General features: G+C 40.7%; 24 protein-coding genes, 1 tRNA gene and 2 pseudogenes. 19 read left to right on the plus strand and 8 right to left on the minus strand.

What is annotated here, in order from left to right:
* The first annotated feature begins 8 nt into the window (after positions 1 to 8).
* The 6 genes and pseudogenes from IX83_RS03270 to IX83_RS03295 all read left to right on the plus strand — a co-directional run bounded on the left by IX83_RS03270 (position 9) and on the right by IX83_RS03295 (position 4,198).
* Positions 9 to 1,115 (plus strand): ABC transporter permease, encoded by a 1,107-nt coding sequence (locus tag IX83_RS03270; RefSeq protein WP_051919649.1) that lies wholly within the window; start codon positions 9 to 11, stop codon positions 1,113 to 1,115.
* On the plus strand, positions 1,109 to 1,894 hold the full coding sequence (locus IX83_RS03275) for an ABC transporter ATP-binding protein (RefSeq protein WP_038499153.1): 786 nt from the start codon (positions 1,109 to 1,111) through the stop codon (positions 1,892 to 1,894). Before IX83_RS03270 ends, IX83_RS03275 begins: the two co-directional genes overlap by 7 nt.
* The gene (locus tag IX83_RS03280) at positions 1,884 to 2,825 is read left to right on the plus strand and encodes an MlaD family protein (RefSeq protein WP_038499156.1); all 942 of its coding nucleotides are present in this window, start codon (positions 1,884 to 1,886) and stop codon (positions 2,823 to 2,825) included. Before IX83_RS03275 ends, IX83_RS03280 begins: the two co-directional genes overlap by 11 nt.
* Entirely contained in the window at positions 2,822 to 3,400 is a 579-nt protein-coding gene (locus IX83_RS03285) for an ABC-type transport auxiliary lipoprotein family protein (protein WP_038499160.1), read from the plus strand. The genes IX83_RS03280 and IX83_RS03285 overlap by 4 nt, the downstream gene beginning before the upstream one ends.
* Positions 3,397 to 3,836: pseudogene (gene dtd / locus IX83_RS03290) on the plus strand (D-aminoacyl-tRNA deacylase). The gene IX83_RS03285 and the pseudogene dtd overlap by 4 nt, the downstream one beginning before the upstream one ends.
* Positions 3,833 to 4,198: a hypothetical protein gene (locus IX83_RS03295; RefSeq protein ID WP_051919208.1), complete on the plus strand. Its 366-nt coding sequence runs from the start codon at positions 3,833 to 3,835 to the stop codon at positions 4,196 to 4,198. The pseudogene dtd and the gene IX83_RS03295 overlap by 4 nt, the downstream one beginning before the upstream one ends.
* A gap of 22 nt (positions 4,199 to 4,220) precedes the next feature.
* On the opposite strand, the pseudogene IX83_RS08800 reads toward IX83_RS03295, so the two are convergent.
* The 4 genes and pseudogenes from IX83_RS08800 to rsmD form a co-directional block, all read right to left on the minus strand.
* A pseudogene (locus IX83_RS08800) lies at positions 4,221 to 4,472 on the minus strand (YfhL family 4Fe-4S dicluster ferredoxin); the annotation flags it as partial.
* 92 nt (positions 4,473 to 4,564) lie between these two features.
* Positions 4,565 to 5,755, minus strand: coding sequence for an SEL1-like repeat protein (locus tag IX83_RS03300; RefSeq protein WP_051919211.1), 1,191 nt, complete (start codon positions 5,753 to 5,755; stop codon positions 4,565 to 4,567).
* A gap of 186 nt (positions 5,756 to 5,941) precedes the next feature.
* A complete protein-coding gene (gene coaD, locus IX83_RS03305) occupies positions 5,942 to 6,442 on the minus strand; it encodes a pantetheine-phosphate adenylyltransferase (protein WP_038499163.1) in 501 nt (166 codons plus the stop codon).
* A complete protein-coding gene (gene rsmD / locus IX83_RS03310) occupies positions 6,439 to 6,996 on the minus strand; it encodes a 16S rRNA (guanine(966)-N(2))-methyltransferase RsmD (RefSeq protein ID WP_038499166.1) in 558 nt (185 codons plus the stop codon). The genes coaD and rsmD overlap by 4 nt, the downstream gene beginning before the upstream one ends.
* Before the next feature lie 65 nt (positions 6,997 to 7,061).
* Here rsmD and ftsY point away from each other — a divergent pair, with 65 nt between their 5' ends.
* A complete protein-coding gene (gene ftsY, locus IX83_RS03315; RefSeq protein ID WP_038499169.1) occupies positions 7,062 to 8,486 on the plus strand; it encodes a signal recognition particle-docking protein FtsY in 1,425 nt (474 codons plus the stop codon).
* Positions 8,487 to 8,521: 35 nt separating this feature from the next.
* On the opposite strand, the gene IX83_RS08545 is transcribed toward ftsY, so the two are convergent.
* A complete protein-coding gene (locus IX83_RS08545; RefSeq protein WP_051919214.1) occupies positions 8,522 to 8,986 on the minus strand; it encodes a MarR family winged helix-turn-helix transcriptional regulator in 465 nt (154 codons plus the stop codon).
* Positions 8,987 to 9,083: 97 nt separating this feature from the next.
* Here IX83_RS08545 and ribBA point away from each other — a divergent pair, with 97 nt between their 5' ends.
* The 8 genes from ribBA (at position 9,084) to IX83_RS03360 (ending at position 16,859) form a co-directional block, all read left to right on the plus strand.
* Positions 9,084 to 10,208 carry a bifunctional 3,4-dihydroxy-2-butanone-4-phosphate synthase/GTP cyclohydrolase II gene (gene ribBA, locus IX83_RS03325; RefSeq protein ID WP_038499171.1) on the plus strand — a complete coding sequence of 375 codons (1,125 nt, stop codon included), beginning with the start codon at positions 9,084 to 9,086 and terminating at the stop codon, positions 10,206 to 10,208.
* Between the two features lie 3 nt (positions 10,209 to 10,211).
* Positions 10,212 to 10,730, plus strand: coding sequence for a 6,7-dimethyl-8-ribityllumazine synthase (gene ribH / locus IX83_RS03330; RefSeq protein WP_038499173.1), 519 nt, complete (start codon positions 10,212 to 10,214; stop codon positions 10,728 to 10,730).
* Positions 10,727 to 11,182, plus strand: coding sequence for a transcription antitermination factor NusB (nusB, locus tag IX83_RS03335; protein WP_038499175.1), 456 nt, complete (start codon positions 10,727 to 10,729; stop codon positions 11,180 to 11,182). The genes ribH and nusB overlap by 4 nt, the downstream gene beginning before the upstream one ends.
* Before the next feature lie 3 nt (positions 11,183 to 11,185).
* On the plus strand, positions 11,186 to 12,115 hold the full coding sequence (gene thiL / locus IX83_RS03340; protein ID WP_038499177.1) for a thiamine-phosphate kinase: 930 nt from the start codon (positions 11,186 to 11,188) through the stop codon (positions 12,113 to 12,115).
* A 10-nt stretch (positions 12,116 to 12,125) separates the two neighbouring features.
* Complete coding sequence (locus tag IX83_RS03345) at positions 12,126 to 12,647, plus strand: phosphatidylglycerophosphatase A family protein (protein WP_077315834.1); 522 nt, start codon at positions 12,126 to 12,128, stop codon at positions 12,645 to 12,647.
* On the plus strand, positions 12,644 to 13,147 hold the full coding sequence (locus IX83_RS03350) for a CinA family protein (RefSeq protein WP_038499179.1): 504 nt from the start codon (positions 12,644 to 12,646) through the stop codon (positions 13,145 to 13,147). The genes IX83_RS03345 and IX83_RS03350 overlap by 4 nt, the downstream gene beginning before the upstream one ends.
* Before the next feature lie 166 nt (positions 13,148 to 13,313).
* Positions 13,314 to 14,549 (plus strand): mechanosensitive ion channel family protein, encoded by a 1,236-nt coding sequence (locus IX83_RS03355; protein WP_038499181.1) that lies wholly within the window; start codon positions 13,314 to 13,316, stop codon positions 14,547 to 14,549.
* A gap of 450 nt (positions 14,550 to 14,999) precedes the next feature.
* Positions 15,000 to 16,859 (plus strand): UvrD-helicase domain-containing protein, encoded by a 1,860-nt coding sequence (locus IX83_RS03360; RefSeq protein WP_038499183.1) that lies wholly within the window; start codon positions 15,000 to 15,002, stop codon positions 16,857 to 16,859.
* Positions 16,860 to 17,363: 504 nt separating this feature from the next.
* Here the strand turns inward: IX83_RS03360 and lspA are convergent.
* Genes lspA through IX83_RS03375 form a run of 3 tightly spaced genes read right to left on the minus strand, consistent with a single transcriptional unit; the run spans position 17,364 to position 21,817 of the window.
* Entirely contained in the window at positions 17,364 to 18,014 is a 651-nt protein-coding gene (gene lspA, locus IX83_RS03365; protein ID WP_236620621.1) for a signal peptidase II, read from the minus strand.
* The gene (ileS, locus tag IX83_RS03370; RefSeq protein ID WP_038499185.1) at positions 18,007 to 20,865 is read right to left on the minus strand and encodes an isoleucine--tRNA ligase; all 2,859 of its coding nucleotides are present in this window, start codon (positions 20,863 to 20,865) and stop codon (positions 18,007 to 18,009) included. The genes lspA and ileS overlap by 8 nt, the downstream gene beginning before the upstream one ends.
* Positions 20,855 to 21,817, minus strand: a complete 963-nt coding sequence (locus IX83_RS03375) for a bifunctional riboflavin kinase/FAD synthetase (RefSeq protein ID WP_038499187.1) — start codon at positions 21,815 to 21,817, stop codon at positions 20,855 to 20,857. The genes ileS and IX83_RS03375 overlap by 11 nt, the downstream gene beginning before the upstream one ends.
* 52 nt (positions 21,818 to 21,869) lie before the next feature.
* On the opposite strand from IX83_RS03375, the gene purN reads away from it, so the two are divergent.
* The 4 genes from purN (at position 21,870) to IX83_RS03395 (ending at position 26,407) form a co-directional block, all read left to right on the plus strand.
* Positions 21,870 to 22,517 carry a phosphoribosylglycinamide formyltransferase gene (gene purN / locus IX83_RS03380; RefSeq protein WP_038499190.1) on the plus strand — a complete coding sequence of 216 codons (648 nt, stop codon included), beginning with the start codon at positions 21,870 to 21,872 and terminating at the stop codon, positions 22,515 to 22,517.
* Between the two features lie 103 nt (positions 22,518 to 22,620).
* Positions 22,621 to 23,943 carry an RsmB/NOP family class I SAM-dependent RNA methyltransferase gene (locus IX83_RS03385; protein ID WP_038499193.1) on the plus strand — a complete coding sequence of 441 codons (1,323 nt, stop codon included), beginning with the start codon at positions 22,621 to 22,623 and terminating at the stop codon, positions 23,941 to 23,943.
* Entirely contained in the window at positions 23,944 to 26,271 is a 2,328-nt protein-coding gene (locus IX83_RS03390; protein ID WP_038499196.1) for an ATP-dependent helicase, read from the plus strand.
* A gap of 59 nt (positions 26,272 to 26,330) precedes the next feature.
* A tRNA-Val gene (locus tag IX83_RS03395) sits at positions 26,331 to 26,407 on the plus strand.
* Positions 26,408 to 26,413 lie beyond the last annotated feature (6 nt).

Raw genomic sequence — 26,413 nt, forward strand, 5'->3', positions numbered from 1 at the left:
AGGACTTTATGACTCAAGAATCTTATCTTTACCAAAAAGATGATACCTTGTATATCTGCGGTTCGTGGACCCTAGCACATTATCAACGTCTTCGTGATAGTGTGCAAGGACCAGCATCTTTTACGCATATTGATTTAAGCCATATCGAGGTAATCGATACATCAGGGGCTCAGCTTCTGATTCAGTATGCAGGAGCAGAAAAGATAAGAGACTATTTAACGCATCATCCTCAAGATGAAAAAGGGCATTTTGCTTTAATTCAAGCCGTATTACAAGCGGTTGAAACGTCTAAGGTCTCACCCGTTAAACCATCACGCCGATTCAATATACTGGAAGAATTGGGGATGTTTATCGAACGTCTTTGGCATGGCCAATTGCGATTATTAGGGATGTTCGGTGAAGTATTGTCGTATCTTTTTTTACATCTTTTTAAACCCAAAACTTGGCGTTTAACCTCGACACTCTATCATTTGCAAACAGCAGGTTTTGAGGCGGTTCCTATTATCGCCTTGATGACGTTTATGGTCGGGGCAGTGGTAGCTTTTTTAGGTGCCACGGTGTTGAGTACCTTTGGTGTGGAAATTTATACGGTGAGATTGGTTGGATTCTCATTTTTAAGAGAGTTCGCCGTAATATTGGTAGCGATATTAGTGGCCGGGCGGACAGCCAGTGCTTACACCGCTCAAATAGGTTCGATGAAGGTTAATGAGGAATTGGATGCACTCAAAGCCAGCGGTTCTTCACTATTAGAATTGCTTGTGATACCAAGGGTATTGGCATTGTTTATTGCTTTGCCTTTGTTAACGGTTATCGGCATGATATGTGGATTGCTAGGTGGGATGCTAGTTTGCATGGTTTCCTTAAATATCTCACCGACGATTTTTTTAGTCGAATTAGAATCCAGTATATCGGTATCGCATTTTTTTGTAGGGTTGTCCAAAGCACCTGTGATGGCTATTGTGATTGCGATGATTGGCTGTACAGAAGGATTTAAAGTCGAAAGTAGTGCTCAATCAGTAGGCGAACATACGACATCCAGTGTGGTTCAATCTATTTTTATGGTCATTTTGTTAGACGCTATCTTTGCGATCTTTTGTATGGAGATGGGATGGTGAGACAAACAATGATAGCGGTCAAAGATTTATGTAATTCATTTGGCCCACAAATTGTTCACGAACACTTAGATTTTACCGTCTATTCGGATGAGATCGTGGGGATTGTTGGTGGTTCAGGAACAGGAAAATCTGTTCTGTTACGTACCATATTAGGATTGAATCAACCGACTTCTGGACAAATTAATCTTTTTGGACAAGATATATTAACAATGTCTCAAACAGAACGTATGCGGATGAGTAAGCGTATCGGCGTTTTGTTTCAACAAGGTGCTTTATATTCGTCCTTAAATGTGCTGGATAATGTTTCTTTTCCCTTAATTGAACAACAGGGATTAAGTCGTTCAGAAGCTCATGAAATTGCCAGAATGAAGATTGCCTTAGTCGGGTTGCCACCATTAGCGGCTGATAAATACCCTTTGGAATTATCAGGTGGGATGATAAAAAGAGCTGCCTTGGCAAGGGCCTTGGCATTAGATCCAGAGATTTTATTTTTAGATGAACCGACCGCAGGGCTAGATCCTATCGCTGCGTCCAGCTTTGATCAATTGGTGCTGACATTGAAAAAAGCATTGAAGTTGACGATTGTGATGGTCACACACGATCTGGATTCTTTATATACGATTTGCGATCGTGTGGCGGTTTTGTATGATAAAAAAGTATTAGCAAATGAACCTTTATCGGTCATTGAGCAGATTGATAATGCTTGGATTCAAGCATATTTCCATGGTCCTAGAGGTCGTGCTGCTTATTTTGCAATAGGAGAAAATAATGGAACCTAAAGCTAAACATATTTTGATTGGCTCATTTACAGTGGGGGTCATCATATTGGCGATGCTGATGGTGTTATTTTTTAGCCATGGTTTTGAACATAAGGCATCGCGTTACTATACCGTTATTTTTAATGATGGTGTCAGCGGTTTGTCACGAGGCAGTGCGGTGGAATACAGCGGCCTTTCAGTGGGGGAAGTGGTGCGTTTATCATTAGATCCTCATCAGCCTAATCGTGTGGTGGCAAAGATAAGATTGCCTGCTGATGTGACGGTGTATTCTGGCGTAAAAGCAAGATTAACCATCAAAGGTGTTACAGGACTAGCGGTTATTTCGTTAAAAGGGGGCGACACGACCTCGGCACCGATTGAGGGAGCTAAGGATATCGATGATCCCGCTCCTGAGATTGTTGCGATAGAATCTAGTTTGGCCGCTCTTATCAATAATGGTCAGGATTTAATGCAGAATTTGACGCAGCTTTCGGTGAATGTTAATAAGCTTTTCTCACCTAATAATATCCAATCATTTAATCAAACATTAGAAAATATCGAAAAAATCTCGCATGCTGTCTCGAATGTGCTCGATCCTGAATTTGAACAAAAGTTTTCGGGCTTGATGGATAGTATAAACAATACCATGAGTTCTTTGGAACAAATCTCCAAAGAAGTGAATCACTTTGCACAACAAGGTGGTAAGAGCTTGCTAAAAGATGCACAACAAGCGATTGATAATATCAACCAAACTTCTTTAGTGATTCGCCAGCTATTTGAAGATAACCAATATGCCGTCACACAGGGTACAAAAGGCATTGCCAGAATTGCCCCTGCATTGAAATCGTTTGAGGATGCCATGGTGACGATGAAAAGTATTTTGCAAGACCTCAAAGATAAACCTTTGCAGTATATGATTGAAGGACAGAATTTAAAGGAATACCGACCATGATCAAAAAAGTAAGCCTATTGACTTGTTTGATGTTATCGGCTTGTAGCCTTTATGATAAGCTACCTGCGGCGAGTGTTTATGACCTATCTAAGACGGTTTATGCTACCAAAGAAGTCAAAACCTATCACCCTTATAGTCTGATCATCAATCGTCCTAATATGAGCAAGTTCTTGGATAGTAATAATATTATTGTCCAAAAAGATACACAAATGATGGTGCTGGCTGATGGTAAATGGGCTGATAGTGCGGCCGATCTTATCCAAGACACAGTGATTCAACAACTGGAACAAGCCAAACGATGGAAAGCCGTGTTAAAAGCTAGTGATTTGGTATATGGCGAATATAATTTGCAAATTCAATTATCAGATTTTTCGGCTCATCTAGATGACAAGGCCTTTGTCTTAACGGGTATGGCCACTTTAATTGACGGTAAGCGGAATTTACCCATTAAACAAACCTCTTTTAACTTCTCTGTTCCTTTTAAGGAAGCACAGACCATCGAAATGGTGCAAGCAGCTAAAGTTTCGGTAGCACAGTTGAGTCAATTTATCATTGCATGGTTAGAAGATAAATGAAAGTCGTGTTACAAAGAGTCTCTCAAGCTAGTGTTTCCGTAGATCAACAAGTAGTAGGGCAGATCGCCATTGGTTATTTATTATTGGTGGGTATCGCACATGATGATACACAAGCGGATCTACTGAAAATGGCTGAAAAGATCGTGAAACTACGATTGATGAATGATGAAAAAGGGGTGATGAACCGTTCTATTTTGGACGTGCAGGGCGATATTTTGGCAGTCAGTTTACCTTAATGGCCGATACCAAAAAAGGGAATCGACCTTCATGGCATATGGCTGCACCGGCGAATCTTTCAAAACCCTTATTTGACCAATTTGTCCAAGCACTTAGTCAGCAGTTAGGCAAAAAAGTTGAAACAGGTGTATTTGGGGCCGATATGCATGTTAGCCTGATGAATGATGGCCCAGTTACTCTAATATTGGAATCTTCATGAAGCTTATTCATCCTTTTGTTCCATCACAACAAAGTGCAGTATTGCAACGTTCCTTTGATCCTGAATACCAAGAAAAATGGTGTTTGTTGAATGCAGAAAATCAAGTCGATGTCTTGGATTTATCGATGTTGACGATTACGCATCGCTTTGGTGATTTGATTATTCAAGCAAAAGGCATGTTACGATTGGATATCGCGATGCAGGTGTGGGAAGATGATGAAACCTTGTGGGAAAAAATCATCGTTCCAGAAAAAGGTCGATATGATGCGGTGGACGAGGGTAAACTTGCACAGACGTGGTTTACTACCTTGTTGGGTCGTCACTATCGTTTGATGAAGCTGGTGAAACGTTGTGCTGACTAGGTAATGCATGACCAGATGTTTCGGTTTTTTGTGACATAATTTTGTGAAATTTGATCGTCAGTTCTTCTTGTGTTTCAAGGTGTTGAGGATCAGGGTGAATGCATTCAACTGGACAGACTTTTACGCAACCAGGTTCGCCAGTATGGCCTACGCATTCTGTACATAAGTCGGGATTAATGACGTAAAAGTCGGGTCCCATAGAGATGGCCTTATTGGGACACTGTGGTTCACAAACGTCACAATTAATACACTCATCATCGATGATTAAAGCCATATTCTGATACTCAAAAAATTAAGAAGTGATGATTTTAACGCTTTTTGCGTGTTTGTCCAAATCATCTGAGTTCATCTAGCGATTCAGTGAGCTTAGTTAACTTTAAACTGTCCTTGGATATTGTGATACATATTTATCTTGGCCTCACAAGCCTTTTCTAACTCATTAATACAAGCCGTCTGCATCCATTTGTAAGATAAATCTAGATCAATGTGGGTGCCTTTGCCGTAAAAATAAAGAATCGCGACGTTGTATTGGGCATTTGCTACGCCATTTTGTGCAGCCACTTTAAAATACTGCATGGCTTTTTTGTAATCTTGAGGCACTCCTGTACCGCCTGCATACATAATGCCAATGTTCAGCATACCGTTAAAATTCCCAAAAATAGCGGCTTGATGGTACATATCAATTGCTTTTTTAAAGTCATGATGACCGAGTAGGCCACTTTCATAAATGAATCCTAATTTAAAATACGCTGTGGCATGTTCTGCTTGGGCCGCCAGTTGGTAGTAATGGATGGCTTTTTTTAAGTCCTGTTTGACACCATCACCGTTTTCATACATCAGACCGAGATCAAAGGTCGCCTGTTTATGGCCTTTATCAGCGGCTTTTTGGATGTAAAGCACAGCCATCTTTAAGTTTTTCTTAGTCCCATGTCCATTGTAGTACATCAATCCGAGTGCATAAGAAGCGGGGATGTGACCTTTTTGTTCTGCTTTTTGGTAAAGATGAAACGCTTTTTCAGCATTAGCTGGCAGTATTTCCCCCTCTTCATAGAGTCGGGCTAGCAGGAAATAAGCGGGAGCAAAGCGATTTTTGGTGGCTTGATTAAGATAGAATAAGGCTTTCTCATGTGAATCGTCTAAATAATACAAGGCAAGATTGTACTGGGCCCGTGCATAGCCATTATCCGCGGCTTGTTTGAGATAGTCGATCGATTTTTTTAAATCAGCAGGTACGCAGCTGTGATCGCTGTAAATTAAAGAGAGGTTAAATTGGGCGGCTTGGATATTTTGTTTCGCGGCCAGTTCGTAATAATGGATGGCTTTCTGGCAATTACTGGTGACTCCTTTGCCTTCGCGATATAAGTTTCCTAATGTGAATTGGGCGGGTGCATAGTTTTTCTGTGCCGCTTTTAGAAAATAGTCAACAGCGAGGGTTAGGTTGCCGTTCGGTGCTTCTAACTCATGTAGCCCCTTTTTATACAAGTCTTGAGGAGTTAGATGCTTAGCCCCTATCAAGCCAAAAACCATGGCGATAAAGAGTAGTTTTTTTGTGTTCATGATAGCAATCGCTTTATTAGTATGTCGTGAGCGGATGCGTTGTCTCCTACAACATCCGCTGCGTCAGTAGGGAATGTCTGTCTCCTAAAAATCACCTACTGTCACTATGGTAACATACCCATTTCTAAGTATTCTATAAAAATAACGATGCTTACCGTTTAAGTACCTAAAAAAACAACAAAGTGATTACTTTAATTTTTCTTGATAAGCCTTGACTTTCGGCGTTAAATAAGACTGAACGATAGGGGATACAAAATCACTCACATCTCCGCCTAATAGGGCAATTTCGCGTACAAAAGTGCCAGAAACAAATTGATATTGATCGGAGGGCATCAGAAAAAGTGTTTCAACATTCGGTAATAAATGACGATTCATGCCTGCCATTTGAAACTCATATTCAAAATCCGACACCGCTCTTAATCCGCGAATGATAGTGGAGGCTTGATTTTCTTTGACAAATTGACTCAATAAGCCTGTAAATCCTTTGACTTGTACATTCTGACAGTTAGCAAGGACTTTTTGGGCAATTTCAATGCGTTCTTCAAGTTGAAACAAAGGGTTTTTCTTCTGACTACTGGCAATACCCACGATAAGGGTATCAAATAGTTTAGACGCACGACGAACAAGGTCTTCATGGCCTTTGGTAAAAGGATCAAATGTACCGGGATAAATAGCAATTTTGTTCATGATTGTCGTTGAAAAAGTTGATAATAAACTTGTCCTGCCTTGCCCTCGCGAATCATGAGGTAATTATCATCAAGTGTGACGCGGTGTTCGGACTCAATATAGATTAGTCCATCAGGTTTTAAAATACCGTTCATATAAGGCATGACTTTTTCAATATGTCCTTCATTAAAAGGCGGATCTAATAACACCAAATCAAAACGACTGGCATCCATTCGAGACAGCACAAGATAGGCATCATGATTGTGAATCCGAACTTGCGAGAGTTTTAATTTATCTCGAACTTGTCTAAGATTGGACAAAGCAACAGGATGGTTTTCCACCATTTGTACATGAAAAGCCCCCCGTGAAGCCGCTTCAAATCCTAAAGCACCGCTACCTGCAAATAAATCTAAGATCGACTTATCTTGAAATTGGTGATGCCAAAGGTGTTCTAACCAGTTAAATAAGGTCTCACGAACGCGATTAGGCGTGGGTCTTAACCCTGGAACCTCAGCAACAGGTATATTTGAACGTTTGCATGAACCGCCAATAATGCGAATACTGTATTTTGACATTATTATCGTTTTATACTGTTAAAATAGTAGCTATTTTAAAACATCAAATTTATTTCGCGGATATTATGTTTCGTTTTTTTAAAAGAAAAGATAAAAGCAAAACTCAAACTGAAAATCAAACACCATCTACCCCCACAAACGATGACGACGCTGGCTTAACTCGTGAGTCGGTATCGCCACCATCAATGGATGAAGTAGGGGAGCCCGCCGCTCAAGAAAATGCTGAAAACCTTCAGATTGACGCGGAGAATGAAGCGAAAGCAAGCCTTAGGATGGACGCAGAGGACCAGGGGAAAACAAGTCTTACATCGACTTCTGAGCAAGCGTTACTCCATCCTGTGTCAGATGCTGTCCGCGTAGAAACTGTTTCTGTCCAAAGTGAACAAGCAACAAATCCGCCCCAAGTAAACGAAACCGTTGATGTAGTGGAAACGCCTGTAGGGCAAGCTGAAGTAACGAATCCACTCCAAGTAAACGAAACCGTTGATGTAGTGGAAACGCCTGTGACGGAGGCGGTGGAACCAGCACCAATTCAGGAAAAAGTGGTCGCAGAAGAAACGCCAGCACCGAAACTGTCTTGGTTTGCACGTCTTAAAAAAGGTTTGTCTAAAACTGGGTCTCAAATTAGTACGGTTTTTGTAGGCGTTAAAGTAGATGAACAGCTTTTTGAAGAACTAGAAACAGCGTTGATTATGGCCGATAGTGGTATGGAAGCCACTACCTCTTTGTTAGATAAATTACGTCAAAAGGTTAAAAAAGAAAAAATTACCGATGCGACGGCTGTTAAATATGCTTTGAGAGATTTATTGATCGAGCATTTAAAACCTTTGGAAAAATCATTTGATGTATTTGCGGATAAACCTTTGGTCGTCATGATTTCAGGTGTTAACGGTGCAGGAAAAACGACTTCGATTGGTAAATTAGCTCGTCAATTCCAACTTCAAGGAGCCTCCGTCTTGCTAGCAGCTGGCGATACGTTTAGAGCGGCCGCTAAAGAGCAGTTAGTCGAGTGGGGCAAAAGAAATCAAGTCACGGTGATCGCACAAGATGGAGGCGATCCCGCTGCCGTGGCGTTTGATGCCGTAAATGCAGGCAAGGCCAGAGGTGCTCAGGTGGTCATGGTGGATACAGCAGGAAGACTGCCTACTCAACAGCACTTGATGAAAGAACTATCAAAAATTCGTAAGGTTATTCAAAAAGCTAATGAACAAGCTCCTCACGAATCCTTATTGGTCGTTGATGGTAATACGGGTCAAAATGCACTGGCTCAGATTAAGGCATTCGATGAAGCCGTGTCATTAACAGGTTTAGTGGTGACAAAATTAGACGGCACTGCAAAAGGTGGTATTTTAGCGGCGGTTGCAGCAGGCACAGGTGGTGTCAGACCTATTCCCGTTTATTGGATTGGGGTGGGTGAACATATCGAAGATTTACAAGCGTTTCGTGCCAAAGAATTTGCCAATGCTTTATTGGGGATAGAAAACGAATAAGCCAATAGTAAAAAAAACTATTGGCTTGGGTGGGTTTACTCACTTGTCGATAAGTGATAATCCAATTCATCGAGCTTTTCATTCACCGCTTTTAGTGATTGGATATCAAGTTTACCGATGGTTTTTTCGATTAATTCATGCAAAGCACGATTCATTTCTTTGATGAGTTTTTGTCCTTCATCAGAAAGCGATAGGATCGAACTTCGATAATCTTCAGGATTGTTTTTCCGGATAATTAGCCCTGTTTTAGCTAATTGTTTCGTGACGATAGTGACATTGCCGTTACTGACCATCAGTCGTTGTGCAATATCGCCCATACATAAACCCTTGTCCTCATCCTCTAAAACAGCCAATAACTCATAACGAGCAATGGTGCTTTGGAAACGTTTTCTTAACTCTACACGCCACTGATTGGAAAATTTCGTGGAGATAGACTGTGTACGTAACCAAAAATAAAGGCTTGGGGATAGGGAGGTACTGCTTAACTGAGTGTTTCTCATAAAACACCTCCTATTGGTAGTTTCTATTTATATTGTAAATTAATATGTTCATAAAGGTGTTAAAATATCGAAATTATCAAAAAGTTTTAGCTTATAAATGATGAATGAAAATCAAATTGCCACTACAGAAGAAATAGTAGAAGAATTGCGTCAAGGCAGAATGGTGATTATGGTCGATGATGAAGACCGTGAAAATGAAGGCGATATTTTGATGGCTTCGGATTACATTACCCCCGAAGCGATTAATTTTATGGCCACTCATGCACGTGGACTGATTTGTATGACGATCACAGCAGAACAAGCCAACCAGCTTAATTTACACTCGATGGCTCAAGTAAACGGGTCGTCTTTTGGTACGAATTTTACTCAGTCTATTGAAGCTGCTGAGGGCGTGACGACAGGTATTTCTGCAGCAGACAGAGCGTTGACCATTAAAGTGGCTTCTCGACCTAATGCCAAACCTACTGATATTGTGTCACCTGGACATATTTTCCCTTGTCGTGCGGTACCTGGTGGTGTGTTGGTTCGAGCAGGTCATACAGAAGCAGGTTGTGATTTGACGAAACTGGCGAATCTTACGCCGTCAGCGACTATTTGTGAGATCATGAATGAAGATGGGACGATGGCACGTTTGCCTGATTTGATGAAGTTTGCTGAAAAACACCAGCTTAAAATCGGCACGATCGCGGATCTTATCCAATATCGAATTGAACATGAAACCATGATCGAGCGAATTGGTGAACATACTTTAAATACCGTTTGGGGAAATCTTCAAGCGATTGCTTATAAAGATAAAGCCTTTGGAGCGGTGCATATTGCTTTGGTTTATGGCCAGATAAAAGCAGGTGAAGACGTATTAGTGCGTGTTCATGAACCCACTTCCGTATTAGATTTGTTAGATCGTTCAGGAGACCATAGTTGGGGATTTAATGATGCGATTAAAGCTATTAAAGAACATGGTGTCGGCGTAGTGGTGATGTTAAATTGCCAAGGATCAGAAGAAAATCTTTTGTCAAAAATTGCCCAATGGCGTCAACCTGCTGTAAAATCCCAAGAGAAAAAAGTATCAGATCGATATGATTTGCGTAATTACGGCATTGGGGCACAGATTTTAAGAGATGTGGGTGTGGACACCATGCAACTTCTTGCAGTACCTCGTAAAATGCCAAGTATGGCAGGATACGGCTTGACCGTTACAGGCTTTAAAACATTACAGGATTAAATTATGAAACCTTTTACATTGACACCTAACCTTGATGGTAGTGACTTACATATTGGTATTGTTTGTGCACGTTTTAATGAAGAACTCACTTTTGCTGAATTAGAAGCTTGCTTGGATGAGCTAAAAGAGTTAGGGGTTGAAGAAAGCAATGTTATGGTTGTAACGGTTGCGGGTGCTTTAGAGCTAGGTTTGGCTTTGCAGACCATGGCAACCACACAAGAGTTTGATGCACTTATTGCGATTGGTGCGGTGATTCGTGGTGAAACCTATCATTTTGAAATCGTGAGTAACGAAAGTGCGGCAGCGATTACGCGTGTAGGTCTAGATATGAATATTCCTATCGCGAATGGTGTATTGACCTGCGATACAGAAGAACAAGCGGCAGAGCGTGTTGACGAGAAAGGTCGTGATTGTGCTCATGTGGCTGTTGAGATGGCCAATACTTTATTAGATTTGGTGCCAGAGTTTGATGAAGAAGATTTTCTAGAAGACGAAGAAGAGTCTGAGGAAGAGGAACAATGAAACCATCCAGATCACCTAAACGCAGTGCACGCCGAGTAGCTAGGATATTGGCGATTCAGGCTATTTATGCGTATCTTGTGAGTGATGATGACGCTTTGTCTGTTGAAGATTTGTACGATATTGTTGCACAAGATAGTGATGAAAACTACGAGCATGCTGATCGCGAGTTCTTACAAAAGTTGATTTACGGGGTATATCAGCATGCAGGTGAGTTAAGAGAGAAGTTTGCTCCTTATATCGAACGTCCTGTTGCTGAATTATCGCCTGTTGAACACGCTATCTTGCTATTGGCTAGTTATGAGTTTGTTTATAACTTAGAAACGCCGTATCGTGTGATTATCAATGAAGCGATTGAATTGGCCAAAGAACTGGGTGGGACAGATGGTTTTAAATTTATCAATGGTGTATTAGATAAATTAGCCGCGGATGTACGTAAGGTTGAAATAGAATAATCTATGGGTGAGTTTGATCTAATCCAGAAGTATTTTACCCATCCCAGTGATAGTGTTTTATTAGGTGTAGGGGATGATTGTGCCATATTAGATCAAGCAAAACCCTCGTCCTATCTAGCAAGTAGTACCGATCTTCTTATTGAGGGTCGGCATTTTTTTTCTGATGTTTCGCCTTATCGTTTAGGAATAAAGTCCTTAGCCGTGAATCTGTCTGATTTGGCGGCAATGGGTGCCACACCAGCTGGTTGCTTACTAGGGTTATCTTTACCAGAAATCAAAGAAGACTGGTTAAAAGATTTCTCTCAAGGTTTTATGCAAATGAGTAAGCAATACGCTTGTCCTTTGATTGGGGGCGACACGACTCGTTCAAGTCCCAATGGCGGTATCGGTATTTCCGTGACGGTAATGGGATGGGTTGAAAAACCTTTTTTGACACGTAATCAAGCTTGCTTGGGTGATGAAATATGGGTGTCTGGAAAATTAGGACAAGCCCATGTCGCTTTAAAAATATTACAACAAGATCCGCGTTTTCCTGAATCGTTATTGTCTTTTTGCCGTGATGCACTTGAGATGCCTGTGCCTAAAGTAGCGTTGGGACAGGCTTTGCGAGGCCACGCTCATGCGGTGATCGATATATCAGATGGCTTGGCTCAAGATTTAGGACATATTCTAAACGCAAGCAAAGTGGGTGCAAATCTTTATTTTCAACGCATCCCATTTGATGATCGCCTAAAAGTACTTTCTACTCAAGCCTTGCATGAGGCTATTTTTGAGGGAGGAGATGTTTACGAACTATGTATCACCGCCCCAAAAAGTGAACACCACTATATGGCTTCATTAGGGTTAAGTTGTATTGGTGAGATTGTGGCTCAAGATCAGGGATTATGTTTGGATGGACATCCTTTGAACGCTCAAGGATTTCAACATTTCTAACGGTCATATTATGGTTAATTTTGTACAAAGAACAAAGAAAAAATCAATAAATTGGCCCTCGTTAAAGTGGGTGTTTGCTGATATTCATCGTTGTTTAGCGTTCGGTTGTGGTTCAGGTTGGTTAAAACCAGCATCGGGTACTTGGGGAACTGTTTTCGGTGCCTTAATATCTGTGCCATTTGTTGAGTATCTTCCCGTTTGGCTTCAAATCGTTGTCCTTGTTTTGGCTTATGGTTACGGGATTTATATTTGTCAACGTGTCAGCCAAGAACTGGGCGTACACGATCACGGTGGCATTGTTTGGGATGAGATCGTCGCTATCGCATTCGTGTATGCCTTGATGCCCTTACAAAATATTTGGTTTTTTATTTTGGGATTTCTGTTCTTTCGTATCTTTGATGTGATAAAACCGTTTCCCATTCGTCAAATAGATGCAAAGCTTCATTCTGGACAGGCCATTATGTTGGATGACTTATTGGCAGGTATTTACACGCTTATCGTTTTGTATCTCATTAAATATTTTTGCTTATGAATCAATTTTTAATACACCGCGAAGAACGTTTAAAAAAATTGTTCGATTGCTTGAAAACACGCCACTGGTGTGTGGGTACCGCAGAGTCTTGTACAGGAGGATTGTTGGCGGGTTTTATCACGTCCATGGCTGGTTCCAGTCAGGTATTTAGACAAGCGGTGGTGACTTATAGTAATGAGTCTAAGCAAGTCTTATTATCGGTTGATGAAGCAGATTTGCGTAAGTATGGGGCCGTGAGTCAAGAAGTTGCCAGAGCCATGGCTAAAGGTGTATTGGTCTTGGATCCTAAAACAAATGTCGCCATTAGTACGACAGGGATTGCAGGACCAGATGGTGGGACCGACACTAAACCAGTTGGCTTGGTGTGTTTTGGTTTTGCTTGTGGTCAGACAGTGACTAGCTGTCAAAAAGTATTTTCAGGCGATCGAGCGTCTATACGTGAACAAGCGGTTGCCTTTGCGATAGATTACGTATTAGAGAATCTTTTAAAATTAGATTAAAGCAAGTATTTAAAATATTCTTTGATGTTAATAAGGTGGTTTTATTCTCATTAGAAGTTAGATAAAATCACCTTTATTTATTTTTGTTTGATAGGTCTTTTAGTAGATAAGATTTATCAAAGTGCAATCGAATGGTCTTGTACTTTGGATGAAAAAAGGAAACTAAATGTATTCAAGTTTATTAAAGTTTTTATCAAGTTATGGTTTTCAAGCAGGCGATTGGGAAGTGAATGCCATTATTTTTGGCTTAATTGTGCTGACCGTGATATTGATTCACATCATTTTGCACGGTTTGATTTTTAGAATTATCATTGCCCAATTGAAAAAGTCGCCACGCCTGTTATTACAAGCTTTTGGAGATAAGTCTTTATTTAAAAATATTGCTTATTGCATTCAAAGTATGCTGTTGTCTATGCAGTTTCGTGTATGGCTGTTGGATGGCAGTTTAAAAGAAACCTTGATTTCTGTGAGTGACGTATTTGCCTTGTTTTTTGGCTTGATGGCACTGTTTTCTTTGCTTAATATTATTCAAAACTATATGTTGACGAATAATGTTGCCAAACAATTTCCAATTGGGGGTATTGTTCAAACCATTAAACTGATTTCATCATTAGCCTTAATCATTATTTTAATTTCTATGGTTCTTGGCAAGTCGCCTACCGTTTTGATTAGTGGCTTAGGGGCGATGACAGCTGTTTTGATGTTGGTGTTTAAAGACCCTATTTTAGGTTTTGTGGCGGGTATCCAATTATCTGCAAATAATATGCTTCGTATTGGTGATTGGCTGGAGATGCCGAAATACCATGCTGATGGTTCTGTCGTGGATATTGGTTTAACAACGGTAAAAGTTCGAAATTGGGATAATACCATTACGACCGTGCCTACTTACGCGTTGATTTCAGATTCTTTTAAAAACTGGCGTGCGATGAGTGAATCAGGCGGTCGTCGTATCAAACGTTCGATTTTTATTGATACGAATAGTGTTCATTTTTTATCGCAAAAAGAAATTGAACATTTAAGTCAAAGTCGATTATTAACGCAGTATTTAACGGATCGTGTGGCGGAAGTCAAAGCGTTTAATGAACAAAATGAGATTACAACAGACAGTTATTTGAATGGGCGACATTTAACCAATATCGGTACTTTTCGTATTTATTTGGAAAACTATTTGCGTAATAACCCCCAGATTCATAAAAATATGACGTTGATGGTTAGACAGTTGCAACCTACGGACAAAGGTATTCCAATGGAAATCTATTGTTTTACCAATACGGTGGCATGGTTAGAGTATGAGGCGATTCAAGCAGATATTTTTGATCATATTTTTGCAGTCGCTCCTGAGTTTGGTATTAGCTTGTACCAAGCACCGAGTGGGCAGGATTTTAAAGCATTTGCTCGTTAATCTTTTTTGATATATAACTGTGACTAAAGGACGCTCAGCAACGAGCGTCTTTTTTTATGCTTAGTCGATGTTGCCTGAGGGCAAGGCGGTGTCGAGGTGGTGATGGAGGTGGGGTGAGGATGATGTGATGGGAGGTGTTGAGTGTGGTTTGTTGATGGCGTGAGGTGTTTGGCTGATAAGAGGATTTAGGTGGGCCACAGGGGGGGGATGAGTAGTTCTGATTCTCTGGTATATGTACGGTCTGATATTTTTGTCATCGTGAGGGGATGATAAGAAAAACTTTCATGGATAATAAAGCAATCGTCTGCGTGAGGACGTAAAAACATGGTAGGTAATCGGGAATAGTCATGTTAAATGTGTTCAAAAAAAGCGACAGAAATACAGCTGTACTTGAGAAAACAAAATCACAAGGTCTTATTTTTAGCGTTGTTCAGACAACAAGGAACATAGATGAGGTTAAATGAGGAACAAAGGGAAGCGGCTTACGCGGAAGATCAGAATGTTTTGGTGTTGGCAGGTGCAGGAACAGGAAAAACAACCGTATTGATTGAACGATTGCTGTACTTGAGAAAACAAAATCGCAAGGTTTTATTTTTAGCGTTTTCCGCAGAAGTGGCTCGAGAAATTCGAGAGAAAATTGCGAAACAAAATATTGAAGCGGATGTATTTACCTTTCACGCCTTGTCATTGCATTTGTGTAAGACTCTGGATGATAGTCGTGATTTTCAGGTTACGACATCATCTGATTGGGAACAGGTCAGTGATATCACTTGGCAGGTTTGCCAAGAACTCTGTGAAGATGATACCCAATGGGCTGAATTTTTGGATTTTTTGGAACATGAAGAAATTTATTATTCATTGCACGGGACGGCATGGCTACATCAAAGAGGTCTGGGCTTACTTAGTTTTCGTCAAGATGGGTTTCAAAGCATTGCAGATTTAAGGGTAGCGATTGCTTTGGAGCGATTAAAGTGTCAATACGTTTACCGCCCATTAATCAAACCCTATCCTCACACGGCCTATGCTAGTTTTTATTTACCTGAACATGATTATTATTTGAATGTGATGCAAGACAACGGCGAGTATCCTTTGACATCCGAGATATTTGAAGATTTGTCTTTAAACGTGCTTCATCTTCATCATGTAGATTTGGAGGCAATCGCTGAAAAAAAGATGGAACATATTACCTTTCCTAATCCTTATATTCAGTGTTTATCGGCTTTTGAGGGGGATGAGGAGCCAGTCTTTTCTTTTCATCAAAGAGTTCATCAGTTTGTACAAAGAATGTTGGACATCGTACCTGCATCGATAGAAAAAACCTTGCCAGATAGTCCGTTATGGCATATGCAGTATATAAAAAGATTGGTGGACAGGATTGCCCAAAAAGTGATATTAAATTGGACTGAAACAAATAAAATCACTTTTTTTCAGATGATTGAAGAGGCAAAAAAACTTATCATTAACACGCAATATCAAGCAGATTGGGACGATATTTTAGTCGATGAGTTTCAGGATTTAACAGATCAACAATACACGTTGCTATCAACATTACGCAAGAATAAACCTAATCTGAATTTGTTTTGTGTGGGCGATGATTGGCAAGCGATTTATGAGTTTGCAGGTTCAAATTTAGCGTATATCTTAAAGTTCGAACAGTATTTTGGCCCTGTTTCACTGTATTATTTGACCCAGACATATCGATTTCATGAGTCTATTTCATATATTGCACAGGAATTTTTATTAAAAAATCCCAAACAAATTAATAAAAATCTACGAGCCAGAAAGAAAACAAAAGGGGAGTGTATTCGTGTATTTGCTCATCATATTCCCATGAAAAATATGATGAAATATCGGAAATGTGATGAAACAGTCATGTTTTTAGCAAGGTGTCATGCGGATTTACCTCATGCAAAGATTCAGGAAAAATGGATGGAAAAATATCCCTTTGTACGTTTTATGACCATGCATGCATCAAAAGGACTAGAGGCCGATCATGTGGTGTTATTGAATCTGGTAAAAGGTAATATGCCTTTGCAACGAGACTATATTAATGATTATTTTTTAGACTGGATACATCCTAAAACGCCTTTGGATTTTCCGTTTGAGGATGAACGACGCTTGTTTTATGTCGCTTTAACACGAGCCAAAAAATACTTATGGTTACAAACTGATTGGCATCAGCCATCAAATTTTCTAATGGAATTATTAGCGTTACCACAATCTGAAAGACACATACGATTTTATGGACATCAGGTAAAGAATTACTATACTTTTCAAAAACTCAAACGACGTTCTTCACCCGTCTATTAAAAAACAAGTAAGGCTTTATCCGTTTCTTGATAAGTCAGCACAGCAGTTGCCCAGTCGGCAGATCACCCGTCTATTAAAAAGCCGAAACACTAAGAGTAAGGTTTTATCTGTTTCTTGATAAGTCACCACAGCAGACATCCAGTCGGCAGATCGCCCGTCTATTAAAAAGCAAAAACACTAGGAGTAAGGTTTTATCCGTTTCTTGATAAGTCAGCACAGCAGTTGCCCAGTCGTCAGATCGCCCGTCTATTAAAAAGCCGAAACACTAAGAGTAAGGTTTTATCTGTTTCTTGAAAAATAAAAACGATGGGTTATCAGCAACGATTACTTGTTTATCGTTTTGAAGTTGCTGATGACACACCGATATCAGATATTAGTGGATTTAATTAAAGGTACCTGTTGGGGGTGGTAAATCTTTAGGGATAGCAGGACGGCCATCAGAAAAACAAGCGGAAAGGCCGAAACACAATGCTATAAGCGTTATAGAAAGAAATAGTTTTTTCATTACTTAACCTTTTTGCGAGAGAAAAATAATTCTTCAATAATTAATAGAATAACACCGATGGTAATACAGCTATCAGCGAAGTTAAAAGCTGGGAAAAAGTATTCGTTCCAATAAACTAGTATAAAATCGATGACATAACCATGCAAGAAACGATCGATAGCATTGCCTAAAGCACCAGCCATAATAAGGCTGTACGCGATGGCTCGCCATTTCGGCGTGCTTGGTTTATAGGTTAACACCCCTAGAATAATGGATATGCCAACAGCCAAGATGAGAAAAAACCATCGTTGCCAGCCATCGTGATCTGATAGAAAACCAAACGCCGCCCCACGATTAAAAACCAGTGTCAAATCAAAGACAGGTAAAATTTCTAATCGTTCACCATAGGTAAAACGAGAGAAAACAAGGGTTTTGCTGAGCTGATCGATAACGATTAAAAATAGGGCAAACAAAGAAAAATTAAAAAAACGCCAAGCCCTAACCGCTTTAACTAGGGGATGTGCATCTATTTCTTCTTGTGTCATGCTAATAGGCTGTCCATTAGCGTCTTTTGGGCGTGTGACAGCCTGCCAAAGAGGGGCTTCATGTTGAGTTGGGTTGGAGGAGGCGTGATGTCCACAACCTCCTTGGCAACCGCCATCCTTACGCATAATGACGCTCCTCGCCCGAACCATTTAGATTGCTGTCACAACGTTGGCAGATGTGATCAGCGTGATCGTTGACTTCGGGACGATAGTGCCAGCAACGCTCGCATTTTTCTTCTGCAGAAGGAGCAATGCTGAAACGTAGTTCTTCATCTTCACTGAGGTGTAGGTCAGCTCTAGAAACAATAAAGACAAATCTTAAATCATCTTTTAGGCTGTTTAAAATATCGAAATCGGTACCACGAGCATAGATATCGACTTCTGCTTGTAAAGATGAACCAATCTTGCCTGCAGCACGAACATTTTCAAGTTCTTTGTTCAATAAAGCACGAATTTCTAAAATACGTGCCCATTTGTCGCTTAATGCTTGTTCATCGGCAAAGCTAGGCAATTGTTCGTAGGTATTGGTAAAGATAGTGACATCGTTAGCATTAGGTGTATCAGCCAAAGTTGTGCTACATAACACGCCCCAAGCTTCTTCAGCGGTAAACGACAAAATCGGTGCCATTTGTTTGAGCAAAGATTGTGTGATGTATAGAAGGGCTGTTTGTGCTGAACGTCTAGCCAAACTATCTTTTTTCGTGGTGTATAGACGGTCTTTAAGGATGTCCAAATAGAAACCACCTAAAAACTCAGAACAAAAGATCTGAAGCTGTGAAACAACAGGGTGGAACTCATATTTCTCGCAATGTGCTAAAACCTTATCTTGAAGTTTTTTCGTTTCGCTAATAGCATAACGATCCACTTCCAGTAATTGTTCCAAAGGCACTTTGTCTGTGTGAGCGTTGAAATCGCCTAAATTACCAATTAAGAAACAAAGCGTATTGCGAATGCGACGGTAAGACTCCACCACGCGGTTAAGAATCTGATCAGAGATAGAAAGTTCGCCTGAATAGTCTGTAGAAGCCACCCAAAGACGAATAATCTCAGCACCTAAACGATCACTGACTTCTTGAGGAGCTACGGTGTTGCCTAAAGATTTAGACATTTTGCGACCTTCGCCATCCACCGTAAAACCATGAGTCAATAATGCTTTATATGGGGCACGTCCGTATAACATGGATGACGTTAATAAAGAAGAGTGGAACCAACCACGGTGCTGGTCAGAACCCTCTAAATACAAGTCTGCAGGCCATGCGAGTTTCTCAGCATGTGAGCCTTGTCCATGATCTTTGCCACCCATCACCGTGTAATGCGTGGTACCTGAATCAAACCAAACGTCTAAAGTATCCGTACCTTTTTCGTATAAGGCAGCTTCTTGATCACCAAGCATTTCTTCTACGGTGATGCGTTGCCATACCTCAATCCCTTCTTTTTCGATGCGATCCGCGATGATCTTCAATAGCTCCACCGTGCGTGGATGTAATTCTCCTGTTTCTTTGTGAACAAAGAATGCCATCGGCACGCCCCATTGACGTTGTCTTGATAAGGTCCAGTCAGGACGGTTGGCGATCATGGCATGAAGACGTGCTCGACCCCATGCAGGGAAGAATGCAGTGTCATCAACGCCTTTTAGTGCGGTTTCTCTAAGTGTTGGACCATTGTCTTTAGGTTTGATGTCCATACCAGCAAACCATTGGCTGGTAGCACGGTAAATAATAGGCGTTTTATGGCGCCAGCAGTGCATATAGCTGTGGTTGAGTTTTTTCGATGAAATCAAGGTACCACAAGCTTTAAGAGCTTCGATGATTTTAGTATTGGCATCCCAAATTTTCATACCGCCAAATAAAGGCAGGGTAGATACATAAACGCCATCGCTCATAACAGGACTAAGAATGTCGCTGTCTTTTAGACCATTCGCTTTACACGTCAAAAAGTCATCCACACCGTAAGCAGGGGCACTGTGAACGATACCTGTACCCGCATCGACTGAAACGTAGTCAGCAAGATAAACGGGGCTGATACGGTCATAACCACTATCCAGTGAACTTAAAGGATGATGGAAAGCGAGATTCGCTAGTTTTTCACCTTTACAGCTAGCAACAACTTCACCCTCAAGATCCCATTGTTTTAAGCATTCTGCCACACGGTCTTTGGCTAGAATTAAATAATTACCTGTAGGCAAAGCAGGTGATACTCTCACCAAATCGTATTCCAGTTCAGGATGGACGTTTAGTGCTTGGTTCGCAACGATTGTCCAAGGTGTTGTGGTCCAAATCACGATTGCACCGCTATCATCCAAGGTGTAATCAAAAGCGGCACTCACACCGTTTAATTCTGAAAAAGGAAAGGCGACATCGATTGCATTATCAACACGATCGGCGTATTCTACTTCAGCTTCTGCCAAGGCTGAACCGCAGTCAAAACACCAGTTGACGGGTTTTAAACCACGATAAATATATCCTTTTTCAATCATTTCGCTCAATGCACGAACTTCATTGGCTTCATTTTTGAAATTCATCGTGAGATACGGATGATCCCAGTCTGCTAATACGCCCAAACGGATAAATCCTGCTTTTTGACGTTCCACTTGTTCTTTGGCATATGCACGGGCTTTAGACTGTACTTCTTCGGTGGGTAAGCCTTTGCCATATTTTTTCTCGATTTGAATTTCAATCGGCATACCGTGACAATCCCAGCCAGGGATATAAGGTGCATCAAAACCCGCCATCGTCTTGCTTTTGATGATGATGTCTTTTAGGATTTTATTCGTGGCATGGCCGATATGAATATCTCCGTTTGCATAGGGAGGTCCATCATGAAGAATAAATAGAGGTCTGCCAGCCGATGCTTGACGAATCGCCTCATACACTTTCTTTTCCTGCCATTCTTTGACCCATTGTGGTTCACGTTTAGGCAGGTTGCCACGCATAGGGAAGTTTGTTTGGGGTAAGTTTAATGTATCTTTATAGTCCATGATTCAAAAAATAAGTTTTTGCTATTTTTACATCGTTTTGAATAGCGTTGGTTAGTGCTTCTAAATCTTGGAATTTTTCTTCAGATCGAACAAATTTCAAGAAAGAAACCGAAATAAGTTTTCCATAAGCATCTATCTGGGTATCCAATAAATGCACTTCAAGTAATAAGGCACCATCTGTCGTGACGGTAGGTCTAAAGCCGACACTGGCCACAGCAGGGATAGGCGTTTCTTTTAGACCGCTGACAGTTACAATATAAACCCCTGTTTTTAGGGCAGACAAGGGGTGAAGTTTTAGGTTTAACGTCGGGAAACCGAGGGTTCTACCTAATTTTTGTCCGTGAATGACGTGACCAGTCACTAGGTAAGGATGTCCTAATAGTTCATTAGCAAGGTCCATGTCACCGTCTGACAAGGCTTTTCTAACAGCGGTACTGGAATATCGTTGATTTTCATCGTCTAGAATATCTTCAGCAATCACGAGTTCAAAGTTATATAACTTTGCGGCTTTTTCTAGCATAGAAATATCGCCTAATCGTTTGTGTCCAAAATGAAAATCTTTACCCACAATTAACCATTTTACATTTAATTGGTCGATGAGGATGTCTTTAATAAAATCTTGAGGAGAAAGACGGGCAAACGCCTCATTAAATCGTTTAACGATAATATGCTCAATGCCGCATTCACGAATCGCCTGTATTTTATCTCGAGGGGACAAAATACGAGCGGGTGCTAATGCTGGATTATTTCGCTGGGTTGCAAAAAATTCTCTAGCATGAGGAATAAACGTTAAGACGGTGGGGATGAGATGTTTCTGGCGAGCAACTTTTACAAGATGCAATAAAAGCCCTTGATGGCCCAAATGAATGCCATCAAAATTCCCAATAGTTACGGCACTACCTTGATGATGGTTGGCTAGTGCATCACGATATAGATAGATATTCTTTTTCACGGTGTACAATATATAATTTGACTAGTTTAGCATTAAGACACAGAGTAAGGCTATGAATCACCCTAATTTACCTAAAAAACGTTTTGTAATATTGATTTCAGGACGCGGTTCGAATATGCGTGCCATCGTCGAAAAAAATCGTGATAATCAGCAGGTCGAGATTGCAGCGGTGATTTCTCATACGCCTGATAGTCAAGGATTGCAGTGGGCAAAAGAACAAGGGATTGAGACAGAAGAAGTCTTGCATAAACATTACGCTAATCGTGAGGCGTTTGAGCAGGAACTCATCCAAGTCATTGATCGCTATCAGCCAGATTATATTGTGTTGGCAGGGTTTATGAGAATTTTAACCGCAGGATTTGTCACTCATTATGCGTCACGCGTGATAAATATTCATCCCTCTTTGTTGCCATCATTTATTGGCCTACATACCCATCAACAGGCTTTAGATATGGGCGTAAAGGTGCATGGTTGCACGATTCATGTGGTGACACCAGAATTGGATCACGGCCCGATTATTGCCCAAGCGGTCGTCCCTGTTTGCGATGATGATACAGCCGATACCTTGGCATCGCGTGTGTTAAAAATGGAGCATACCCTTTATCCTAATGTGGTCAAAGGCTTGGCTGAAGGTCGCATTGTGATAAAGGATGATAAGGTTCAAAATCCTCAAGGATTGCTTTGGTTTCAAGAAAACTAAACACCCATACTGACTATTGAAAATTTAAAAATTTGTAAAATTCTGCGTGCATACATAGCTTGGAATAAAATACGTGGAAAAGTAATTGAACATAAGGAATGATATGTCAAAACCGCATAAACACCCCGTTAAAAAACGCCAAAATAATCAAGCGACACATCGCCGTGACATCTCTAAAAACAAAGTGGTTGGACGTATCGAACAGATTGAATCGGTCCTAAAAGAGATATTGAATTGGGAGCATCCTGCCGATGTTATCTTGTCCCAATGGTTTAGAAAACATAAACAACTAGGGGCTAGAGATAGACATGAAGTAGCTGAAGCTGTTTTTGATGTGTTGAGACATTTAAAACAGTACCGCCAATATGCTGAAAGTGGTTTTGGATCGCATACTCGCCGATTGGCTATTTTAGGGCTATATGCGGTGATAGGTGAGTCGATATTTTCTCAACTACAGGAAGAAGAAAAGGACTGGTTAAAACGGTTGGCACTGATTGATCCTGAAAGCCTATCGCCAGATGTGCGTTTTAGCATGCCTACTTGGTTGATTGAAAAATTAACGCATTTGCCCGATGCAAACAACTTATTTTTAGCTTTGAATGAAAAAGCACCATTGGATTTGCGTGTCAATATTTTTAAAGCTAATCGTGAAGATATCTTAGAAAAGGTGAAAGCCTATGAACCTCAAGCACAGGCAACTCCTTATTCTCCATGGGGTATTCGCTTGTGGAATAAACCTGCATTAAGTCGTTGGCCCATGTTTGAAGCAGGTGAGATCGAAGTTCAGGATGAGGGAAGCCAGATTTTAGGCATGTTATTGGCACCTAAACGTGGCGAGATGGTTGTTGACTATTGTGCAGGTGCTGGAGGCAAAACCTTGCTGTTAGGGGCTTTAATGCGTTCTACAGGTCGCCTTTATGCGTTCGATGTATCAGAATCAAGATTGTCAAAAGCCAAGCCCAGACTGGCTCGTAGCGGTTTGTCTAATGTGACGACAGTGGTACTTCATAAAGAAAAAGATGAAAGAGTCAAAAGATTGGCCGGTAAAGCGGATCGTGTGTTAGTGGATGCACCTTGTACAGGAATGGGAACGTTAAGACGTAATCCAGATTTGAAATGGCGACAAACGCCTGAAGATTTGAAGCAATTGGTCGAGCTTCAAAGCAAAATTCTTGATCAAGCCTGCACTTTGTTAAAACCGGGAGGTCGCTTGGTATATTCTACTTGCAGTTTATTGCCTCAAGAAAATGAGTTACAGATTCAATCATTTTTGAATAGACATCCTGAGTTTGAGTTAAAAGCGGTCAATGATCTGTGGGATGAACGATGCACAGGCTTGGTCATGCAAGATGCGTATTTGAAATTGCGCCCTGATTATCATCAAACAGATGGATTTTTTGCAGCGGTTTTAGAAAAGAGAAAATAAATGAATATTCCTTTTTTTGACAAGTTAAACGATAAACAAAAAGAAGCTGTTGTCAATGATGGCCAATATACGTTGGTATTGGCTGGTGCAGGAAGTGGCAAAACAAGGGTGTTGACGACCAGAATGTCGTATTTGACTACTCATGGGGTGTCTGTTTACTCCATTATGGCGGTGACATTTACTAATAAAGCAGCCAATGAAATGTTGTCGCGGATCCGAACAGTGATTCCGTTTGAATCGCGATATTTGTGGGTAGGCACTTTTCATAGTTTGAGTAATCGTTTTCTAAGATTGCATCATAAAGAAGCAGGTTTATCGCAAACGTTTGAAATATTGGATAGCTCAGATCAGTTATCTTTGATTAAACGCTTGATTAAGGAACATTGTCCCGAGAAGTTGGAAGAAGAAAAAGCCTTACCATCTATTCTCCAAAATTTTATTAATAAAACCAAGGAAGAGGGCTTGCGTGCTAAAGATGCAACATCGTCGTCATTATTTCGGGCGAAAGATCCGTTTTTTGTTTCGATGTATGAGTTGTACGAGAAACGATGTGAACAGGAAAATGTGGTTGATTTTGCGGAATTGATTCTGCGTAGCTATGAGGTGATGAGGGATAATGAAGCGATTAGACAGCACTATCAACGTCGATTCCGTCATCTTTTGGTCGATGAGTTCCAAGACACAAATATGCTCCAATACAAGTGGTTAAGAATATTTGCTGGTGCGGATACCTCGATTTTTGTAGTGGGCGACGATGATCAGTCGATTTACTCGTTTCGTGGCGCCAGGTCTGAAAATATGTCTGATTTTAAGCAGTCCTTGGCCAAAGATAATGTTGTGAAACTAGAACAAAATTATCGTTCAACCAGTCATATTCTTGATACCGCCAACGCGATAATTCAAAAAAATAATAAACGATTAGGAAAAAATCTCTGGTCATCTAGTGGAGATGGCGAAAAGGTGCGGGTGGCTTGTTGGGAAAATGATTTTAATGAGTCAAAAGAGGTGCTTGAGCGAATAAAAGAATTTCATCGCGAGGGTAAACCGTATCGTGATATGGCGATTCTTTATCGTAATAATGCTCAGTCTCGAACGTTTGAACATGATTTGTACAATGCAGGCATTCTTTTTCATGTATATGGTGGGTTACGCTTTTATGATCGACAAGAAGTAAAAGATGTATTGGCGTATTTAAGGGTGATAGCGGATCTAAGTAGTAACAATTCGTTTTTACGTGTGGTGAATCATCCGCCTCGTGGTATTGGTAGTCGCACGATAGAAAATTTACAAGAACATGCCAATGAAATTGGATGTCCGTTACATCAAGCGATTGAGGCCTTGCCCGCAAACTCACGTCATAAATTGCACGGGTTTATCGATTTGGTGAGTCGTTTGCGTGAAGTCGCTTATGAGAAAAATCTAGCGGAATTGGTCGCCTATGTGATTGAAGAGACAGGGTTAAGGACTTACTATGCTGAAAAGCAAAAGGAAAAAGAGGATAAGTTAGAAAACTTAGATGAATTGGTCAATGCGGCGATGCAGTTTTGTATGGAAAATAATATGGCTAATCAGCCTGCCTTGACAAAAGAAACACCTGTAGAAGAGGAAGACACGATAAATTTACCTCCTTTGTTGGAATTTTTGAGTATGGCTTCTTTGGAATCGGGGGAAAATCAAGCAAATCAATCCGATGATGCGGTCCAATTGATGACGATACATGCGTCCAAAGGATTGGAGTTTGATACGGTATTTTTGGTTGGATTGGAAGAGGGGATCTTGCCCTCTGAGTACAGTATTAAAAATGCCAGTGAGGATAATCATCTGATCGAAGAAGAAAGACGTTTATTCTATGTGGCCATTACACGTGCACAGCGATATTTATTCATTAGCTTGGTTATTTATCGTCGCTTGTACGGTAAGTTAGAAATGAAATTCCCCAGTCAGTTCTTAGAGGAAATGCCCGAAGAACACATTCATTGGATAACAGAGAATCCTTTTTCTAAAACTGATGAATCAGAAACCTTGCATCAGCCTATTAATTGGGCCAGATCGGCTATCGCTGAAAAATTCCGAAATCTGGGCAAAAATGAAACAGAGGCGGTGCCAGTAACCGAGCACAAAGAATCTGTTCTTAAACATGGTGATATTGAGTATCGTCAAGGACAAAAAGTGTTTCATGAAAGCTTTGGTGAGGGCGTGATTACAGGGGTTTCGGAGCAGGGTAGCATGCCACAGGTAACCATCAACTTTATAGGAAAAGGTGGCGTGCGAACGGCAAAAGGTCCGAAAACAGTGGCTTTGGGTTATGTTAAATTAACGTTTCTATAAATCGTTTGTTTGAGTGCTTGACTTTTTGTTCAGTACTCAATACAATAATCCACTTCATTAGGCGGTTAGCTCAGTTGGTTAGAGCGCTACGTTGACATCGTAGAGGTCGCTGGTTCGACTCCAGTATCGCCTACCATCCCTC

Origin of the sequence: Basilea psittacipulmonis DSM 24701, assembly GCF_000743945.1 — a bacterium.
GTDB lineage: Bacteria > Pseudomonadota > Gammaproteobacteria > Burkholderiales > Burkholderiaceae_B > Basilea > Basilea psittacipulmonis.

What these genes read in the sequence shown, in the direction of transcription:
- IX83_RS03280 (WP_038499156.1), top strand. Translation starts at nt 1,884, where the DNA reads ATGGAACCTAAAGCTAAACATATTTTGATTGGCTCATTTACAGTGGGG.
- IX83_RS03350 (WP_038499179.1), top strand. Translation starts at nt 12,644, where the DNA reads ATGAATCAATTTTTAATACACCGCGAAGAACGTTTAAAAAAATTGTTC.
- IX83_RS03300 (WP_051919211.1), bottom strand. Translation starts at nt 5,755, where the DNA reads ATGAACACAAAAAAACTACTCTTTATCGCCATGGTTTTTGGCTTGATA.
- purN (WP_038499190.1), top strand. Translation starts at nt 21,870, where the DNA reads ATGAATCACCCTAATTTACCTAAAAAACGTTTTGTAATATTGATTTCA.
- coaD (WP_038499163.1), bottom strand. Translation starts at nt 6,442, where the DNA reads ATGAACAAAATTGCTATTTATCCCGGTACATTTGATCCTTTTACCAAA.
- IX83_RS03355 (WP_038499181.1), top strand. Translation starts at nt 13,314, where the DNA reads ATGTATTCAAGTTTATTAAAGTTTTTATCAAGTTATGGTTTTCAAGCA.
- ftsY (WP_038499169.1), top strand. Translation starts at nt 7,062, where the DNA reads ATGTTTCGTTTTTTTAAAAGAAAAGATAAAAGCAAAACTCAAACTGAA.
- IX83_RS03275 (WP_038499153.1), top strand. Translation starts at nt 1,109, where the DNA reads ATGGTGAGACAAACAATGATAGCGGTCAAAGATTTATGTAATTCATTT.
- ribH (WP_038499173.1), top strand. Translation starts at nt 10,212, where the DNA reads ATGAAACCTTTTACATTGACACCTAACCTTGATGGTAGTGACTTACAT.
- ribBA (WP_038499171.1), top strand. Translation starts at nt 9,084, where the DNA reads ATGATGAATGAAAATCAAATTGCCACTACAGAAGAAATAGTAGAAGAA.
- IX83_RS08545 (WP_051919214.1), bottom strand. Translation starts at nt 8,986, where the DNA reads ATGAGAAACACTCAGTTAAGCAGTACCTCCCTATCCCCAAGCCTTTAT.
- thiL (WP_038499177.1), top strand. Translation starts at nt 11,186, where the DNA reads ATGGGTGAGTTTGATCTAATCCAGAAGTATTTTACCCATCCCAGTGAT.
- IX83_RS03270 (WP_051919649.1), top strand. Translation starts at nt 9, where the DNA reads ATGACTCAAGAATCTTATCTTTACCAAAAAGATGATACCTTGTATATC.
- ileS (WP_038499185.1), bottom strand. Translation starts at nt 20,865, where the DNA reads ATGGACTATAAAGATACATTAAACTTACCCCAAACAAACTTCCCTATG.
- nusB (WP_038499175.1), top strand. Translation starts at nt 10,727, where the DNA reads ATGAAACCATCCAGATCACCTAAACGCAGTGCACGCCGAGTAGCTAGG.
- IX83_RS03345 (WP_077315834.1), top strand. Translation starts at nt 12,126, where the DNA reads ATGGTTAATTTTGTACAAAGAACAAAGAAAAAATCAATAAATTGGCCC.
- IX83_RS03390 (WP_038499196.1), top strand. Translation starts at nt 23,944, where the DNA reads ATGAATATTCCTTTTTTTGACAAGTTAAACGATAAACAAAAAGAAGCT.
- IX83_RS03385 (WP_038499193.1), top strand. Translation starts at nt 22,621, where the DNA reads ATGTCAAAACCGCATAAACACCCCGTTAAAAAACGCCAAAATAATCAA.
- lspA (WP_236620621.1), bottom strand. Translation starts at nt 18,014, where the DNA reads ATGCGTAAGGATGGCGGTTGCCAAGGAGGTTGTGGACATCACGCCTCC.
- IX83_RS03285 (WP_038499160.1), top strand. Translation starts at nt 2,822, where the DNA reads ATGATCAAAAAAGTAAGCCTATTGACTTGTTTGATGTTATCGGCTTGT.
- IX83_RS03295 (WP_051919208.1), top strand. Translation starts at nt 3,833, where the DNA reads ATGAAGCTTATTCATCCTTTTGTTCCATCACAACAAAGTGCAGTATTG.
- IX83_RS03360 (WP_038499183.1), top strand. Translation starts at nt 15,000, where the DNA reads ATGAGGTTAAATGAGGAACAAAGGGAAGCGGCTTACGCGGAAGATCAG.
- rsmD (WP_038499166.1), bottom strand. Translation starts at nt 6,996, where the DNA reads ATGTCAAAATACAGTATTCGCATTATTGGCGGTTCATGCAAACGTTCA.